Genomic DNA, 17,092 nt, shown 5'->3' with positions numbered 1-17,092 from the left:
CCGGCGTTAGTCCTCGGGGCTGCTATTGATCCGCTCGTAGTCGCGCGGGACCACCACCATGGGAACCGGCAGCGAATGGAGCACCTTGTTGGCGGTGCTGCCGATGAAGAGTTTGTTCTTCTCCGCCAGACGGGAGGAACCGACGATCATGATCTCGCCGTCCTCCCATTCGAGGTCGTCGATCGCTTCCTCGATGGTGCGGCCGTGCGCCACTTCGACGCTGACGTGGTGCCCGGGCGGGAGCCGGTGTGAGGCCGTTGTGAGGATGGTGTTGGCGTGGACATGTGCCGCGTTGATGTTCTCGCCGCTGTCCCCTTCGACGTCGAGTTCCACCAGGGAGACCAGCCGCAGCGGGACACCGCGGCGTTGGGCGGATTCGATCGCGACGTCGATGGCCGCCTCCGCGCCGGTGCGCCTGCCCACCGCGAGGGTGAGCCGGCTGATCGGTTCCGTGCGCCGGTAACCGCGGGGAGCCAGCGCCAGCGGAACGGGCGAGGCATGAAGCAGGGCGTTGGCCGCGCTGCCGACGCTGTAGCGCTTGAACAGTCCGTTGCTGGCTGCGCCCACCACGATCAGACCGGCCTTGTACTCCACGGCGGCATCAATGAGGCCGGCCGCGTGCGAATCGGCCTGGCGGACGTGGAACCGGGCCTCGAGGTCCTTCGGGACGAGGGCCAGGCCCTCCCGTTCGGCGCTGAGCACTTCCTGCTCGGCGGCGCTGACCCGGTTTCCGTCCGGGTTCATGGCGACGTAGGGGGTACGCCGGTCCACCACGTAGACCAGGTCAAGATGCGCGTCCTGGGCGTGGGCCATGGCGGCGGCCAGCGCGACGGCGTCGGCGCCGCGCTCGTTGGGTGTGTAGCCAACTACGTATCGCATGTATGAACCCCTTATGGGTCTGGGGCAGAAGCCAGCCTTGCTCCGGGGATTCCGGGCGACATCGGCCGGTCTGCGTTCGTGCAGTGGTAGAAACGACTCTAGCCCAGCGGCGCCCGGAATACCGGATGGGACTACTGATGGTCCTGCCGGTCCTTACGGCCGGGACGCCCGCTGCCCCACAGCCCGGCGGAACCGGCCAGGGCACATCCTCCCCGGTGGAGTCCACGACGGAGGCGCCCGGCCAAAGGGGAGGAGCCGCGGACGAAAATCGTCCGCGGCGCGTGTTAAAGCTCCGTTGGCCCGTTAGGTGTTGGCCCGTCAGGCGTTGGCCTTGACGGCCGAGGCAAGGACCTGGAGGCCGTCCAGCAGCAGTTCGTCGCTGATGACCAGCGGCGGCAGCAGCCGGATGACGTTGCCGTAGGTGCCACAGGTGAGGATGATGACACCCTCCTTGAGGCAGGCTGCGGCGACCGTCTTGGTCAGCTCAGGGTTCGGTTCCTTCGAGCCGGCCCGGACCAGTTCGATCGCCAGCATGGCTCCGCGGCCCCGGATTTCGCCGATCACGGAACGCTCGGAAAGCTCGGCTGCGAGCTCGCGCAGCTTGCCGAGGGCGATCTCCTCGATGTGCCTGGCACGGGCATTGAGGTTGTACTGTTCCATCGAGCCGATGGCGGCCAGCGCGGCAGCGCACGCGACCGGATTACCGCCGTAGGTGCCGCCCAGGCCGCCCGGGTGGACGGCGTCGAGCAGTTCGGCGCGGCCGGTGATGGCGGAGAGCGGCATGCCACCGGCGATGCCTTTGGCCATGGTGATGATGTCCGGGATGACGCCTTCGTGGTTCACGGCAAACCATTCCCCGGTGCGGCAGAAACCGGACTGGACCTCATCGGCGATGAAGACGACGCCCTTCTCCTTGGCCCAGACGGCCAGCGCGGGAAGGAAGCCCTCGGCCGGGACGATGAAGCCGCCCTCGCCCTGGATGGGCTCGATGATGACCGCGGCAACAGACTCGGCGCCGATCTGCTTTTCGATCATGGTGATGGCGCGTCTGGCGGCCTCGGCGCCGGTGATCTGCGGGTTTTCCTCGCGGAACGGGTAGCTCATCGGCATGCGGTAGACCTCAGGCGCGAACGGTCCGAAGTTGGTTTTGTACGGCATGGCCTTGGCGGTCAGTGCCATGGTCAGGTTGGTGCGGCCGTGATAGGCGTGGTCGAAGGCGACGACGGCGTCCCGTCCGGTGGCGAGGCGGGCCACCTTCACGGCGTTCTCCACGGCCTCAGCGCCGGAGTTGAATAGCACGGTGCGCTTCTCGTGGTCACCCGGGGTGAGCCGGTTCAGCTGCTCGGCGACGGCGACGTAGCCCTCGTAGGGCGTGACCATGAAGCAGGTGTGGGTGAAGTGCTCCACGGCTTCTTTGACGGCGCCGACGACGGCGGGATCCGAGGCGCCGACGCTGGTCACGGCGATGCCGGAGCCGAGGTCGATGAAGGAGTTGCCGTCGACGTCGTGGATGATCCCGCCGTCGGCGTCGGCGACGAACACCGGGACGCTGGACGCGACACCCGCGGCGACGACGGCCTTGCGGCGCTCGGTCAGGGCCAGTGACTTGGGGCCCGGGAAGTCGGCCAGGACACGGCGCTTCTGCTCCAGCCGGTAGGTGATGTCATGGGCGGTGGTGGTCATGGAGTTTCCTTCTTGACTGATTGGGGCCACGCCGGCAGGGTTCCCTGGCCGAGCGGAGCGAGGTTAGGGCGCCGGTGGGGACTATGCGTCCAGGGCAGACATGACGTGCTTGATGCGGGTGTAGTCCTCGACGCCGTACATGGAGAGATCCTTGCCGTAACCGGACTGCTTGAAGCCCCCGTGCGGCATTTCGGCGGCCAGCAGGATGTGCGTGTTGATCCAGACGGCACCGAAATCCAGGGCGCGGCTTACCCGCATTGCGGTGCCGTGGTCGGTGGTCCAGACGCTGGAAGCGAGGGCATAGTCGACGTCGTTGGCCAGCTCCACGGCCTCATCCTCGGTGCTGAACTTCTGCACCGTGATGACCGGGCCGAAGGTTTCCTTCTGGACGATGTCATCGCTCTGCCTGGCACCGGTGACAATGGTGGGCTCGAAGAAGAAGCCCTTGTCCCCGGCACGGTGTCCGCCGGTCTCGATCCTGCAGTTTGCCGGCAGGTGCTCCACCACTGAGGTCACCGCGTTGAAGTGGTTGACGTTGTTCAGCGGGCCGAAGTAGTTGTCCTCGTCGTTCTGCGAACCGGTGTGCAGGGTCTTGGTGTGTTCCACCATGGCTGCCACGACGTCGTCGTGAACCTCGTCCTGGACCAGGACGCGGGTGATGGCGGTGCAGTCCTGGCCGGCGTTGAAGAAGGCGAACTCGGCGATTGCCGCGGCGCTCTTCTTGATGTCGGCGTCCTTGAAAACGATGGCCGGAGCCTTGCCGCCGAGTTCCAGATGGGCACGCTTGAGCCCCTTCGCGGCGCCGGAGGCGACGGCAATGCCGGCCCGGACCGAGCCGGTGATGGATACGAGGCCGGGGACCCTGTGCTCCACCATCAGGGCGCCGGTCGCACCGGTGCCGAGGACAACGTTGAGGACACCGGCCGGGAAGATCTCGCCGGCGAGGCGGGCCAGGACCAGGGTGGACTCCGGGGTGGTGTCCGAGGGTTTGAGCACGATGGTGTTGCCGGCGGCCAGCGCGGGGCCGATCTTCCAGATGGCCATCAGGAACGGGTAGTTCCACGGTGCTACCTGCGCCACGACGCCGATCGGTTCGCGGCGGACGTAGGAGGTATGCCCCTCGAAGTACTCTCCGGCGGACTTGCCCTCCATGATGCGGGCGGCGCCGGCGAAGAAGCGCAACTGGTCCGCGCCGGCGGCAACTTCCTCGGAGGCGATCAGGGAGCGGACCTGGCCGGTGTTGCGGTGCTGGGCCTCGACGAGTTCGTCGCTGTTCGCCTCCACGGCGTCGGCGAGCTTGAGCAGCATGAGCTGGCGCTGCCCCGGCGTCGTGCGCTTCCAGGTCTTGAAGGCATCCTGCGCGGCCCTCATGGCGGCGTCGACGTCGGCCTCGACCGAAATCGGCGACGCGGCCACCACGTCGCCGTTGGTGGGATTGACGATGTCCAGCATCCCGGTTCCGGCCGGAGTGACAAACTCGCCGTTGATGAAGTTCTGCAAGGTTCGAACCACGGTGTACAACCTCTTTCGCGCTGAAGGACCCAATGAGACTGTTTCGAGCCTATGCCAGGGACGCAAGGCAGGGAATAGCCACCTGCACACCCTTGGCGCCATGCTTTAGTGCGCTTGACCAGCCCCGACTATCCTGAATCCATGGCCATTTCACTTGCAGCCCTGCTGGGGGTGCCGTCCCTCAGACTGACCAAGGCCGGCCTCGCGGAAACCACCTGGCACCAGGACATTCGCTGGGTTGCCGTCACCGAACAGGAGGACCCGCAGCGCTTCCTCAACGGCGGAGAACTGGTCCTCACCACCGGGATGAGGCTCAGGAGCGCCCCGGAACAACGCCGTTTCGTCCGCCAGGTCCAGCGTGCCGGCGCGGTGGGGATCGGCTTCGGGATCGGGCTGACGCACGATGCCGTGCCGCCGGCCCTGATCGCGGAGGCCAACCGCTGGGGCCTGCCCATCGTGGAAGTGCCCTACGAGACCCCGTTCATCGCGATCGGCAAGCTCGTGGCCGATGCCCAGGCAGCGGACCACTTCGGCAAACTTGAACGGCTGATCGCCGGGCACCAGATCCTCGCCCGCGCGCTCCTTACCGGAGGTGGCCTCGCGGAGCTTCTGAAGCACCTCGGCTCCATGCTGCGCACCGAGATCGTGCTGACCCAGTTCACCGCCCGGCTCTACAACAGCGTCGCCGGGAATCCCGCGCCCAGTGCGGACGGCTGGTCCTCCTACCCGGTCCCCACCGGCCGCCGGGACGCGTGCACGCTGTGGATCCAGCAGCCCTTCGAGGACTCCGGCATCGTCGGTTACGCGCAGAACCTGATCAGCGTGGAGCTCAATAACATGGTCAAGCAGCGCCAGTCCCAGCGCGCCTTGGCCGGGCAGGTCCTCGGGGACGTGATTCACGGGGCGCTCGAGCCCAGCGAAGCCACCCGGCGGCTCGCCGGCATCGGCATCAACAGCACCCGCAAGAACGTTGTCCTGCTGGCCGAGTCCGCCGCCCACCACAAGCAACTGGGAAGTTCCTCGCTGCCGCTGACGCTGACGACGGCGGTGAGCGCCGTCGTCGGAAATGACCTGATCGCGGTGGTCCACGACGACGGCAGCGGCGCCGGCGCGCTGGCCCGGAACCTCAGCGACCACCTGGCCGAGGCCGGGATCCACGCCACGATCGGGATCGGCGGGGCGTACACCAAACCGAACGGGCTGCGCTGGAGCTATTTCGAGGCCCGCGATGCGGCCAGCCACGGACTGCCCGTCAACGAACCCGAGCGGCTGAGCCTGACCTCGCTGCTGCTGGCCAGCGAGGACGTGCCGCTCGCGGACATGGCGAACGAGTCCCTCGATCCGCTGCGCAGCTTCGACGCCGCCCACGGGGCCGGGCTGATGGCCACGCTGGAGAGCTACTTGGCCAACAACGGCTCGGTGGCCTCCGTCGCCGAGGAGCTCACGCTGCACCGGAACACCGTCCGCTACCGGCTGGCGCAGATCACCGAACTCACCGGCTACGACCCGGCCCAGACGGCGGACCGGGTGCAGCTCTGGCTGGCGCTGGCCGTGCAGCGTCTCGGCTCCCGCTACCCGCGCTGACCCCTTCAAAGCAACGCGGGGTCACATGGCGCCCATGTTGGGGCCCCGGACGGGCGCGATGTGACCCCGCGTTGTTTGTCCGGCGGGCTCGTTCCCATCCGGGCCCGGGGCAGCTCCGAATGGCTCTATGGCACCTTTTTTGGTGCGTGGAAACTGTACGGCTACGTAACTGGAGATGAAAAGTGAAGAAGACCTTCAAGACCGCAACCCGGATCGCCGCAGGATCAGCCCTGGCAATTTCAGCCCTCGGCGTCGCCTCAATGCCTGCCCAGGCCGCCGCCCAGCCCGACGCAACCACCGTGGTTTCCCAGCCTTCGGCATCGAACAACCAGCTCAGCTTTGGCCCGCTCATCAACGGCGGGCTGGTCAACGGACCCCTCGTCGACGGCCCGCTCGTGGACGGTCCCCTCGTGAACACCGGCCAGACCGGACCGTTCCAGTTTGGCCAGTTCCAGTAACCCTCCCCTGACAATCCTCCCCTGATCCTCCGGCAGGCCGGCCGCCCACGGCCGCCTGCCGGTGGTCGTCCTGCCGGAAGTCATTCTGCCTGACCCCGCCCTGCCTGAGCTCACGCGCGGGTCCTATTCCTGTGCCCTGGTGCGTCCGCAGCCCCCTCGAGATACCCGAGAAGGAACATGTCCTCGAATTCCCTGAACGCCCAGTCCAACAACTCCGCCGACAGGCTCGAACTGACCCCAGCGCAGCGAGGCATCTGGTACGCCCAGAAGCTCGCGCCGGAGAACCCGATGTACCAGATCGGCCAGTTCGTCGAGATTTCCGGGCCACTGGACGTCTCCGTGCTGGCCGAGGCGGTGGCGCAAGCTGTCGCCGGGACCGATGCGCTCAATATGGCCTTCGGGGAGGACCAAACCGGCCCGTTCCAGCGTCATATGCCGAACCCGGCCGGGCTGGACTTCACGGACCTGAGCGTCACCAAAGACCCCGAAGCCGAGGCGCGGGCCCTGATGGACGCTGATCTCGGTCTACCGTGCGACGCCGTCCGCGACGCGCTGCTGCACACCGAGCTCATCATGCTCTCCGCCGAGCGGCACTACTTCTACCAGCGGGTCCACCACCTCATGCTGGACGGCTATTCGGCGGTGCTGGTGCTCAAGCGTATCGCCGGGCTGTACAACGGACTGCTGGATAGCGGAGTTTCGGACACCGGGGTTTCGGACAGTGCGGTTTCGGACAGCTCGCCGGCAGCGGCTGAGCGGCACGGTGCTGCCGGCTTCGGCTCTCTGACCGAGCTCCTGGCCGCAGAGGCGGACTACACGGAGTCCGCCACCGCCAAGACCGACCGCTCCTACTGGGAAGCGCAGCTGCAGGACGCCCCGGCGGCGGCGGGACTGGCCGGCCGGCCCGCGGGCACTGCCACCTCGCTGGTCCGCGCGGCCCGGCCGCTGCCGGCCACGGCCGCTGCCGCGCTGGCGTCCGCCGCCGGCTCCGCGCCGGCGCTGGTCCTCACGACCGCCGCGCTCTATCTGCACCGGATCACCGGCGAGCGGGAGGTCTCCGTGGCACTGCCCGTGACCGCGCGCCGCGGCAAGCTCGCGAAATCCACGCCCTCGATGCTCTCCAACATCCTGCCGATCCGGATCGGCGTCGATCCCGGCGCGACGGTCCGCGACACCCTCACCGCCATGGGCACCACCCTGCGCGGCGCCCTGATCCACCAGCGCTCCCGCTTCGAGGACCTCAGTACGCAGACCGGATATCTGGGCCCCTCAGTGAACATCCTGCCCGTCCTGGACGACATCAGTTTCGGCCCCGCCCGCGGCACCATGAACATTCTGTCCACCGGCCCGATCGACGATCTTTCGATTGTCGTCCACGGCCTCGGCGCCGGCAGCGCCGCCCCCGCCGATACCCGCACCGCCATGATCCAGTTCGAAGCCAACGCCGCCCTGTACTCCGCGCGGCAGCTGGAAGACCATCTGGACCGCTTCGTCCGGCTCATCGACGACGTCACCACCCGGCCCGAGGCGCTCCTGGCATCGCTCTCGGTGACCACCGCCGACGAGGAACGCTCGCTGCTGGCCGCCGGCGACGCCGGCGACGCGGCGCTTCCGCAGCACACCATCGTGGAGGAATTCCAGCTCAGCGCCCGCGACGCCGGCTCCCGGACCGCCGTCGTCGCGCCCGACGGCGAACTGACCTTCAGTGAACTCGAAACCCGTTCGAACCAGCTGGCCCGGTTCCTCCGCAGCCACGGCGCGGGCCCCGGGAAAACCGTCGCCGTCCGGCTGGACCGCAGCGTGCTGCTGCCCGTTGCACTCCTGGCGATCCTGAAGTCCGGGGCCGCCTACCTCCCGCTGGATCCCGACTACCCCGCCGGGCGGGTGGAGGGCATGCTCGAGGACGCGGCCCCCGTCCGTCTGCTGACCTCCGCGGCGTTCACCGCCGGCCACGCCGGCCATGCTGGAACCGGAACCGGCACCGCAGGCCATGAGGAACTCGCCACCACTGTCCCCGTCACCGTGCTGGACTCCGCCCTGATGGTCTCCTGCCTGGACGGCAAGGACGGGGCGGCGCCGGCACCGTCGGCCGGGCAGCAGGATCTTGCCTACGTCATTTTCACCTCCGGCTCCACCGGGCGGCCCAAGGGCGTCGGCGTCGAGCACCTGGCCCTGCTGAACCTGTACACCTCCCACCGGGACAGCATCTTCCGTCCCGCGGAGGAGCGACTCGGGCGCAAACTCAAGGTCTCCCACACCGCCGGCCTGTCCTTCGACGCGTCCTGGGATCCGATCCTCTGGCTCATCGCCGGCCATGAACTCCACCTCGTGGACAACCAGACCCGCCGCGACCCGGAAGCGCTCAGCAGCTACCTGGCCGGTACCGGCATCGACTCGATCGAAACCACCCCGTCCTTCGCCAAGGTGCTCCTGGCCGGCGGGCTGTTCAGCCAGGAGACCCACCCGACGGTGGTGGCTCTTGGCGGCGAGGCCGTGGATCCTGCGCTCTGGAACTCCCTTGCCGAGCAGGAGGGAGTGGTGGCCTACAACTTCTATGGCCCCACCGAAACGACGGTAGATTCCCTGACCGCCGTCATGCAGCCCGGCTCCGACCCCACGCTGGGCGATTCGGTAGCCAACAGCCGCCATTACATCCTGGACTCCGGCCTGAACCCGGTCCCCGTCAACGCCATCGGCGAGCTCTACGTCGCCGGTATCAACCTGGCCCGCGGCTACCTCGACCAGCCCGGCCTCAGCGCCGAGCGCTTCGTAGCCGACCCTTTCGTCCCGGACGGCTCCCGCATGTACCGCACGGGCGACGTCGTCCGGCGGCTTGCGGACGGAACCCTCGAGTTCCGGGGGCGCATGGATGCACAGGTCAAGATCCGCGGCTTCCGGATTGAGCTCGCCGAAATCGAGGAGGTCCTCCGGTCCTTCGACGGCGTCGAGCATGCCGCCGTGGCGGTGGCAAAGAACCGGGCAGGCTACGACCAGCTGCTCGGCTATGTCACGTCCGGCCACGAGCTGGATACCTCGGAGCTCCGCCAGCAGGCCCGCCGGCAGCTTCCGGACTACATGGTGCCGACCGCCGTCCAGCAGATTCCGTCCATTCCCCTGACCGCCAACGGCAAGCTGGATACCCGGGCGCTGCCGTCCCCGAGCCTGGAAACGGCCGCCACGGAGCCCCGCAACGAGCGGGAGCGGATCGTGGCCGAGGCATTCAAGGAAGTCCTGGGACTTGCGGCCGTCGGGCTGGAAGACGACTTCTTCGAACTCGGCGGGCACTCGTTGCTGGCCACCCGGCTCGTGGCGCTGCTGCGGGACAGGACCGGCGTGGCACCGGCACTGCGCACGGTGTTTGAGCAGGCCACTGTGGCCGCCCTCGCCGAGACCCTTGAGCTCGGCGCCGGCAATGCCCGTCCGCTCGCACCGGCGGAACGCCCGGGCGTCATTCCGCTCTCCTTCGCCCAGCGCCGGCTGTGGTTCCTGAACCGCTTCGATCCCGAATCCGGGGCCTACAACATCCCCGTGGTGCTGGACCTCAAGGGGTCCCTAAATGTCCGGGCGCTGGAGGAGGCCATCAACCGGCTGGCCGGCCGGCACGAGAGCCTGCGGACCGTTTTCCCGCTGGTCGACGGCGAACCCGCCCAGCAGATTCTTGCCGACGGCGAGCGCCCCGTACAACTGCTCGGTGTCCAGTGCACCGCCGAAGCCCTGGCCGGCGCCCTCGCTGCGGAAACCCGCCGCGGCTTCGATGTCACGCGTGAGCTGCCGCTCCGCGCTGTCCTCTTCCAGCTGGCCCCGGACCACCATGTGCTGGCCATTACGCTGCACCACATCGCCGCCGACGGCTGGTCCCTGGCCCCGCTCGCGCAGGACCTCTCGCAGGCCTACAACGCCCTGGCGGCGGGCGCGGACACAGCGCTGGCCCCGCTTCCGGTCCAGTACGCCGACTACACGCTCTGGCAGCGCGAGGAACTCGGCAGCGAGGACGACCCGGCGAGCGCCATCGCCCGCCAGCTTGAGTTCTGGACCCGCGAACTGCGCGGCGCCCCCGAGGAGCTGCGGCTGCCGTTCGACTTCCTCCGCGGCGCGCGGAGCTCCGCCGGACCGGCGTCGTCCGTTCCCCTGGCCATCCGCCCGGAAACCGGCGCCCGGCTCAACGCGCTGGCCCGGGACCACAACGCCAGCCTCTTTATGGTGCTGCAGGCCGCGCTCGCGGCGCTGCTCACCAAGTCCGGCGCGGGTGAAGACATCCCGCTGGGCACCCCCGTCGCCGGCCGGACGGACACCCGGCTCAACGAGCTCGTGGGCTTCTTCGTGAACACCCTGGTGCTGCGCACCAACACCTCCGGGAACCCCAGCGCCGCGGAGCTCGTGGAGAGCGTCAGGTACACCAACCTGCACGCCTACGCCAACCAGGACGCACCCTTTGAGCGGGTGGTCGAGGAGCTCAATCCGGCCCGGTCCCAGCACCGCCACCCGCTTTTCCAGGTCATGCTCACGCTGCAGAACACGGCGGCCGCCGGTCTGTCGATGGACGGCCTCGAGGCCACGGCCGACCTCAGCCAGGAACCGGGCGGCGCCAAGTTCGACCTGCTGCTGGACCTGGTGGAAGGCGGCACCGTTGCCTCCGTTGAAGAAGAAGATCCCGCGGCGGAGCTTACCTCCGGCGTTGCCGGTATCCGCGGCTCGCTCGCGTACAACCCCGGGCTGTTCTCCCGGTCCACCGCCGAGCAGCTTGTGGCCAGCTTCCTCGCCGTGGTGGAGCAGTTCGCCGCGGACCCGGACGTCACGCTGGACCGGCTGCGGATCCAGTCCCCGGAGCAGCATGCCCACGCCCTGGAACAGAGCTTCCGGGCGGCCGATCCGGCGCCCGACACCGAGACGGAACCTGACCAGACGGAACCCGCCCCGGCGGGGACGCTCCCGGCGGGGACGCTCCTGCCGGAGACCGTCGTCGATGCCTTCCGGGCCACGGTGGCGCGGACGCCGGACGCCTCGGCGCTCATTGATGCCGCCGGTCCGGATAATGCCGCCAGTTTCGCCCTGCTCCACGGCCGGGTCCAGGCCCTCGCCAAGGGCCTGATGGCCGCCGGCGTGGAACCCGGCGACCGGGTCGCGGTGGCGCTGCCCCGCACGGCCGACGCCGCCGCCGCCGCCCTTGCGGTGCTGGCGGCCGGCGCGGTCTACATCCCTGTGGACCTTTCCTACCCCGCTGAGCGGATCCGGATCATCCTCGAGGACGGCACTCCCGCCGTCGTTATCTCCGCTGCGCCCGCCGCTGCCGGTTCGGACGGACCGCGGACCGTCGGCGTCGATGCGCTGCTGGCGGCGGGTGCGGAAATTTCCGACGCCGCCCTCGCCGCCCGACGTCCGGCCGCGGAGGCCCCGGCCTATGTGCTCTACACCTCCGGTTCCACCGGGCGGCCCAAAGGCGTTACCGTGCCCCATGGTGCCCTGGCCAACCTCTACAACCACCACCACCGCACCCTGTACGCCCCGCGTTTCCAGGCGGCGGCCCCGGGACGAACCGTGTCCGTGGCGCACATCGCGGGCCTGGGCTTCGACGCCGCCTGGGATCCCATGCTCTGGATGATTGCCGGAGCCGAACTGCACCTGGTGGCCGACGAGGTCCGCGGCGACGCCGAGTCCCTGGCCGGCTACTGCCGCAGCCACGGGATCGACGTCCTGGAGACCACTCCGTCCTACGCCGGCCAGTTGCTGCAGTACGGCCTGCTGGACGGCTCCCGGGACAGTTCCAGGGACGGTTCCAGGGACACCGCCCGGGAGCAGCCGCTCATCCTTGCCCTGGGCGGCGAAGCCGTCCCGGCCGAGCTGTGGACCCGGCTCGCTTCGACGCCCGAGGTCTCCGCCTACAACTTCTACGGCCCCACCGAGTTCACCGTGGACTCGGTGATAGCCGAAATCAGCGGCGGCGCACCGACGATCGGCCGCGGCATCGCCAATACCGACACCTTCGTCCTGGACCCGTACCTGGCGCTGGTCCCGGCCGGCGTACCCGGCGAGCTGTACCTCGCCGGTCCCGGCATGGCCCACGGCTACGAGCGGCGCCCGGCCGAGACGGCCGCACGCTTCGTCGCCAACCCCTTCACGGCCGGCGGCAGCCGGATGTACCGCACCGGCGACCTGGTCCGCCGGGCGCCGGACGGCACACTGGAGTTCCTGTCCCGCACCGACGAGCAGGTCAAGGTCCGCGGTTTCCGGATGGAACTCGGCGAGATCGAGGCAGTACTTGCCTCCCACGCTGGAGTTCACCGCGCTGTGGCAGTGGCCGACGGCGAGCCGGCCCACCGGGTGGTGGCCTACTACGCCGGAACCGCGGAACCCGAGGAACTGCGGGGCCTGGCCGCGGCCATGCTGCCGGACTACATGGTCCCCGCGATCTTCATGCGGCTCCCTGCCATCCCGCTGACGGCGCACGGAAAACTGGACCGGAAGGCGCTCCCTGCGCCCTCCGCCGGCACGGGGGCGGCGGGGGCGGCCCCCGCGACCGCCGAGGAGCGGGCCATGTGCGGGATTTTCGCCGGGATCCTCGGTGTGGACACCGTCGCCATGGACGATGATTTCTTCCTTCTCGGCGGGCACTCCCTGCTCGCCGTCTCGATGATGGGCAGCGTCCGGGAGGTCTTCAGCACCGAACTGCCGCTGCGCACCCTCTTCAACGAGCCCACCCCGGCCGGTCTGCTGGCAGCCGTGCACCGGCAGACCGGGACCGGGACCGGGGCCCGGGGTGCCTCCGCCGCCGCCGGTGCGGCCGCGAGTGCCGCCGCGAACATAGCGGGGCCCGCGGCTGAGCCCGCTGCCGGGCCCGCGGCGGCCCTGACCTCGCTGGCTGATTGGCTGGAAAGCCCGGATTCGGTCCGGCCGGACCGCCTGGCGCTCTCCTTTGCGCAGTCCCGTATGTGGTTCCTCAACCAGCTGGATCCCGGCGCCGCCGATTACAACATCTCCCTGGCCGTCCGCCTCACCGGCGAGCTGGACGAGCACGCGCTGGCCGCCGCCGTCGGATCGCTGTTCCGACGCCACGAGATCCTCCGGACCGTCTACCCGGACACCGGCGGCGTGCCGGAACAGCTGATCCTGGCTCCGGACGACGGCGCCGCCGCCGGCATGCGGCTGGACGCGGCCACCGCCGGCTCGGAGGCGGAGGTTCCGGCTCTGCTGCGCGAGGACGCCGAACGCGGCTTCGATGTGCGTTCGGAGCTCCCGCTGCGGGCACGGCTGATCCGGATCGGATCCGCGGAGGACGCGACGGCGTGGGTCCTGCACCTCGTCATGCACCACATCGCGAGCGACGGCGCCTCCCTCGCTCCGCTGGCCCGGGACCTGTCCGCAGCCTACGAGGCTGCCCTCGGCGATGATTCTGCTGCCCATCCGGCTCCGCTGCCCTTGCAGTATGCCGAGTACGCCAACTGGCAGCGGCAACAGCTCGACGGGGCGGGGCTGACCGCCAAGCTGGACCACTGGCGCCACACGCTGGCCGGTATTCCGGCCGAACTGATGCTGCCGGCGGACCACCGCCGGCCGCGCGAATCGCGCCAGCCCGGACGCCAGCTGCAGTTCCGGCTCGATCCCGCCGGCGTCAGGGCACTGGGCAGTCTCGCTTCGGCGTCGAACGCGACCCTATTCATGGCCCTCCACGCCGGACTGGCAGCGTTCCTGCACCGCACGGGTGCCGGCGATGACCTCGTGATCGGCTCCCCGACGGCGGGGCGTACGGATCCGGCGCTGCGCGAGCTCATCGGATTCTTCGTCAACACCCTGCCGCTGCGGGTGGACGCCGCCGGCAGCCCCAGCCTGCGGACCATGCTTGGCAGGTCAAGGGACAGCATCCTGGCCGCCTTCGACCACGACGATGTGCCCTTCGAAAGGCTGGTCGAAGCCCTGAATCCCGAGCGTGAGCTGGGCCGCCACCCGTTGTTCCAGACCATGCTCACGGTGGACAACGAGGCACCGGCAGTCCCGCAGCTGCCCGGCGTCCGGGTGGCGGCCGAGCCGGAGACGGCGTCGGGCGAGGCCAAGTTCGATCTGTCCTTCACTTTCCGGGCCGACGACGGCAACGGCCGCGGCGGACTGGCCGGCACCATCGAGTACAACGCAGCAATGTTCGAGGATGAGACCATCCGGCGGCTTGCGGACAGCTTTGGCCGGTTCCTTGAGCTGGCTGCGGCGTCGCCGGACACCTCCGTCGCGCTGCTCCCGATGATCGGGGACGAGGAGGCACGCGGGCTGATGGACGCCACCGCCGGAACACGCTCGGCCGCCCCAGGCAGCTCGTCAGCTGCCGCCGACGCAGCAGCCGCCGATGCGGAGCCCGGAGTTCTGGCAGCCTTCGCCGCAACGGTCAGCGCGACGCCGGACGCCACCGCCCTGGTGTCGGACGGAGAGTCCCTGAGCTTCGCCGGGCTGGCCGCTTCAGCCGCCCGGATCGCCGCCGCCCTGACGGCGGCAGGAGTCAACCGCGGGGACGTGGTTTCCGTGCTGCTCCCCCGATCGTTGGGAACGGTGGAAAGCATGTTCGGGGTCCTGGCCGCCGGGGCCGTCTACAACCCCATCGACACCGAGTACCCGGACGAGCGCGCCGCCGCCATCATCGAAGACGCCGCGCCGCCGGTGATACTCACCAGCCGCGCCGTGGCCGGCCGGGTCGAGCAGCTCGTTGCGGCCCTGCCCGTCCGGCCCCGGGTGCTGCTGCTGGACGAGCTGGCAATCGACGCGGATGCCGCCGACCTGACAGCCCTGCTGCCGTACCCGGACCCCCGCCAGCTGGCGTACGTGATGTTCACCTCGGGCTCCACCGGACGGCCTAAGGGCGTCGAGGTCAGCCATGGCGCCCTCGCGGCGCTGCTCGGCTCGCACCGGGAAACGCTGATGTCCGGCGCCGGCCGCCGGCGGGTCGCCCACACCACTGGCGTCGGCTTCGACGCCTCCTGGGACCCGATTCTGTGGATGGTGCACGGCCATGAACTTCACGTGATCGATGACCACACCCGCCGCGATTCCCGGCAGCTCGCCGCCTACTTCGCGGAGCACGGCGTCTCGGTCTGGGAGACCACCCCCGGCTACCTGCGCCAGCTCCTGACCGAGCCGGTGTTCACCGGGCTGCTGGACGGTCATGCCGGCGGCGGCCAGGCGGGACGCTTCAGCCTGGCGCTCGGCGGGGAAGCGTTCGACGCCGGACTCTGGGACAGCGTCGCCCCGCACCCCGGCGTCGAGGCCTGGAACCTGTACGGACCCACCGAGGCAACAGTGGACACCGTCCTGGCCAGGGTCGGCGACACCGCCGGGCCCGTCCTGGGCGCGCCCACCGCCGGAACACGGCTCTATGTCCTGGACAACAGGCTGCAGCACACCCTCCCCGGCGCGGCCGGTGAGCTCTACATCGCGGGACGCCAGCTCGCCCGCGGCTACCGCGGCCGGCCCGAGCTCACGGCCGAGCGGTTCGTCGCCGATCCCTTCACCGGCCGCGGCGAGCGGATGTACCGCACCGGCGACGTCGTCTACCGGCACGCCGATGGCCGGATTGTGTTCGCCGGCCGCAACGATGACCAGCTCAAAATCCGCGGCTTCCGGGTGGAGCCCGGCGAGGTACTGCAAGCCCTCCGCGGCGCCCCCGGCGTCCGGGAGGCCGTGGTGCGTGCCGTTGGCCACGACGGCGGCAGCGGCGGTGTGCGTCTGATCGCCTATGTGGTGCCGGCGGAGACCGGTCCGGCGAACGGCGCCCTGCCCGACGTCGTCCGCAACCATGTGCGGGCACTGCTGCCGGACTACATGGTGCCGGCCGCCGTCGTGGTCATTGATGAGGTGCCGCTGACGCCGCACGGCAAGGTGGACGCCGCTGCGCTGCCGGATCCCGGAAGCGTGGCCCGCAGCGCCGGGCAGGCCCCCCGGACCCCGCGGGAAAAGACCGTCGCGGGGATCTACGCCGAGGTCCTTTCGCTGGACAGCGCCGGCGTCGACGAGTCGTTCTTCGAACTCGGCGGGCACTCCTTCCTCGCCCAGCCGCTCATCGCCAAGGTCAACGCGGCCCTGGGGACATCCCTCCAGGTCCAGTCGCTGTTCCGGGCGCCCACCGTGGAGGGCCTGCTCCGGGAGGCGGGCAAGGGTGCGGAGGAAAGCGCGGCGGACAGCCTGCGTCAGCTGCTTCCCCTGCGGACGGCCGGGACCAAGTTACCGGTGTTCGCGGTTCACCCTGCCTCGGGGATCGGCTGGGGCTATGCCTCGATGCTGGGCCGGCTGGATCCCGAGCGTCCGCTGATCGGGCTGCAGATGCCCGGGATGGAGCCGGGCCGGACCCATCCGGTGGAGGCCGCCACCCTGACCGAGCTGGCCGACGAATATATCGCACAGCTCCGCTCCGTCCAGCCGGAGGGCCCCTACCACCTGATGGGCTGGTCCTTCGGCGGGTACCTCGTCCACCGGCTGGCCACCCGGCTGCAGGAACTGGGACAGGAAGTGGCGTCCCTGGCCATCCTGGACGCGTTCCCCGGCAACCAGGACCACAATTCCGACGTCGGAACCGGACAGGCGCTGTGGGCCCGCTACCTCGAAGCCCAGGGCTACGACCTGGCGGACGAGGACACCGCGGCCCTGGACGGGACCCGCGCGCTGGAAATCCTGCGCGAGCACCACAACCCCCTTGGCAGTGTCCCGCTGGATTCCGTCAACGCGATGGTGCGGAACTTCCCGGACTTGGCTCGGCTGATCCGGGATGAGCAGCCGCAGCTGTTCAGCGGCGATCTGCTGTTCTTCCGGGCCACCCGCGAGGTACCGGCCGGCACGCCCGGAAGCGAGTCCTGGCAGCCGTTCGTCACCGGCAGCATCACCGACATTGCGGTGGACGAGCGGCATTCACAGCTGCTGAGTGACCGGGCTCTCAACGCAATCATGCCTGCGCTGGCCATCCAGCTGGGCGGCTGAGACGAATAGCATGTGATGCCCCTGATCCATGC

General features: G+C 69.5%; 6 protein-coding genes. 3 read left to right on the top strand and 3 right to left on the bottom strand.

Going from position 1 to position 17,092, the window contains the following annotated elements:
- Positions 1 to 6: 6 nt before the first annotated feature.
- From AC50X6_RS02310 to AC50X6_RS02300, 3 genes are all read right to left on the bottom strand, one after another.
- Positions 7 to 879, bottom strand: coding sequence for a universal stress protein (locus AC50X6_RS02310; RefSeq protein ID WP_494964712.1), 873 nt, complete (start codon positions 877 to 879; stop codon positions 7 to 9).
- Positions 880 to 1,197: 318 nt separating this feature from the next.
- Positions 1,198 to 2,562 carry a 4-aminobutyrate--2-oxoglutarate transaminase gene (gene gabT / locus AC50X6_RS02305; RefSeq protein WP_494964711.1) on the bottom strand — a complete coding sequence of 455 codons (1,365 nt, stop codon included), beginning with the start codon at positions 2,560 to 2,562 and terminating at the stop codon, positions 1,198 to 1,200.
- A gap of 81 nt (positions 2,563 to 2,643) precedes the next feature.
- Positions 2,644 to 4,074: a gamma-aminobutyraldehyde dehydrogenase gene (locus tag AC50X6_RS02300; protein WP_494964710.1), complete on the bottom strand. Its 1,431-nt coding sequence runs from the start codon at positions 4,072 to 4,074 to the stop codon at positions 2,644 to 2,646.
- Positions 4,075 to 4,215: 141 nt separating this feature from the next.
- Between AC50X6_RS02300 and AC50X6_RS02295 the strand changes: the two genes are divergently transcribed.
- The 3 genes from AC50X6_RS02295 (at position 4,216) to AC50X6_RS02285 (ending at position 17,060) form a co-directional block, all read left to right on the top strand.
- Positions 4,216 to 5,658 (top strand): PucR family transcriptional regulator, encoded by a 1,443-nt coding sequence (locus AC50X6_RS02295; protein ID WP_494964709.1) that lies wholly within the window; start codon positions 4,216 to 4,218, stop codon positions 5,656 to 5,658.
- Positions 5,659 to 5,840: 182 nt separating this feature from the next.
- Positions 5,841 to 6,116 (top strand): hypothetical protein, encoded by a 276-nt coding sequence (locus tag AC50X6_RS02290; RefSeq protein WP_494964708.1) that lies wholly within the window; start codon positions 5,841 to 5,843, stop codon positions 6,114 to 6,116.
- Positions 6,117 to 6,293: 177 nt separating this feature from the next.
- Entirely contained in the window at positions 6,294 to 17,060 is a 10,767-nt protein-coding gene (locus AC50X6_RS02285; RefSeq protein ID WP_494964707.1) for an amino acid adenylation domain-containing protein, read from the top strand.
- The last annotated feature ends 32 nt before the right edge of the window (positions 17,061 to 17,092 follow it).

The organism is Pseudarthrobacter sp. HLT1-7, from assembly GCF_059383435.1.
This window is presented reverse-complemented; position numbering and strand designations above follow the sequence as displayed.

What these genes read in the sequence shown, in the direction of transcription:
- AC50X6_RS02310 (WP_494964712.1), bottom strand. Translation starts at nt 879, where the DNA reads ATGCGATACGTAGTTGGCTACACACCCAACGAGCGCGGCGCCGACGCC.
- gabT (WP_494964711.1), bottom strand. Translation starts at nt 2,562, where the DNA reads ATGACCACCACCGCCCATGACATCACCTACCGGCTGGAGCAGAAGCGC.
- AC50X6_RS02295 (WP_494964709.1), top strand. Translation starts at nt 4,216, where the DNA reads ATGGCCATTTCACTTGCAGCCCTGCTGGGGGTGCCGTCCCTCAGACTG.
- AC50X6_RS02285 (WP_494964707.1), top strand. Translation starts at nt 6,294, where the DNA reads ATGTCCTCGAATTCCCTGAACGCCCAGTCCAACAACTCCGCCGACAGG.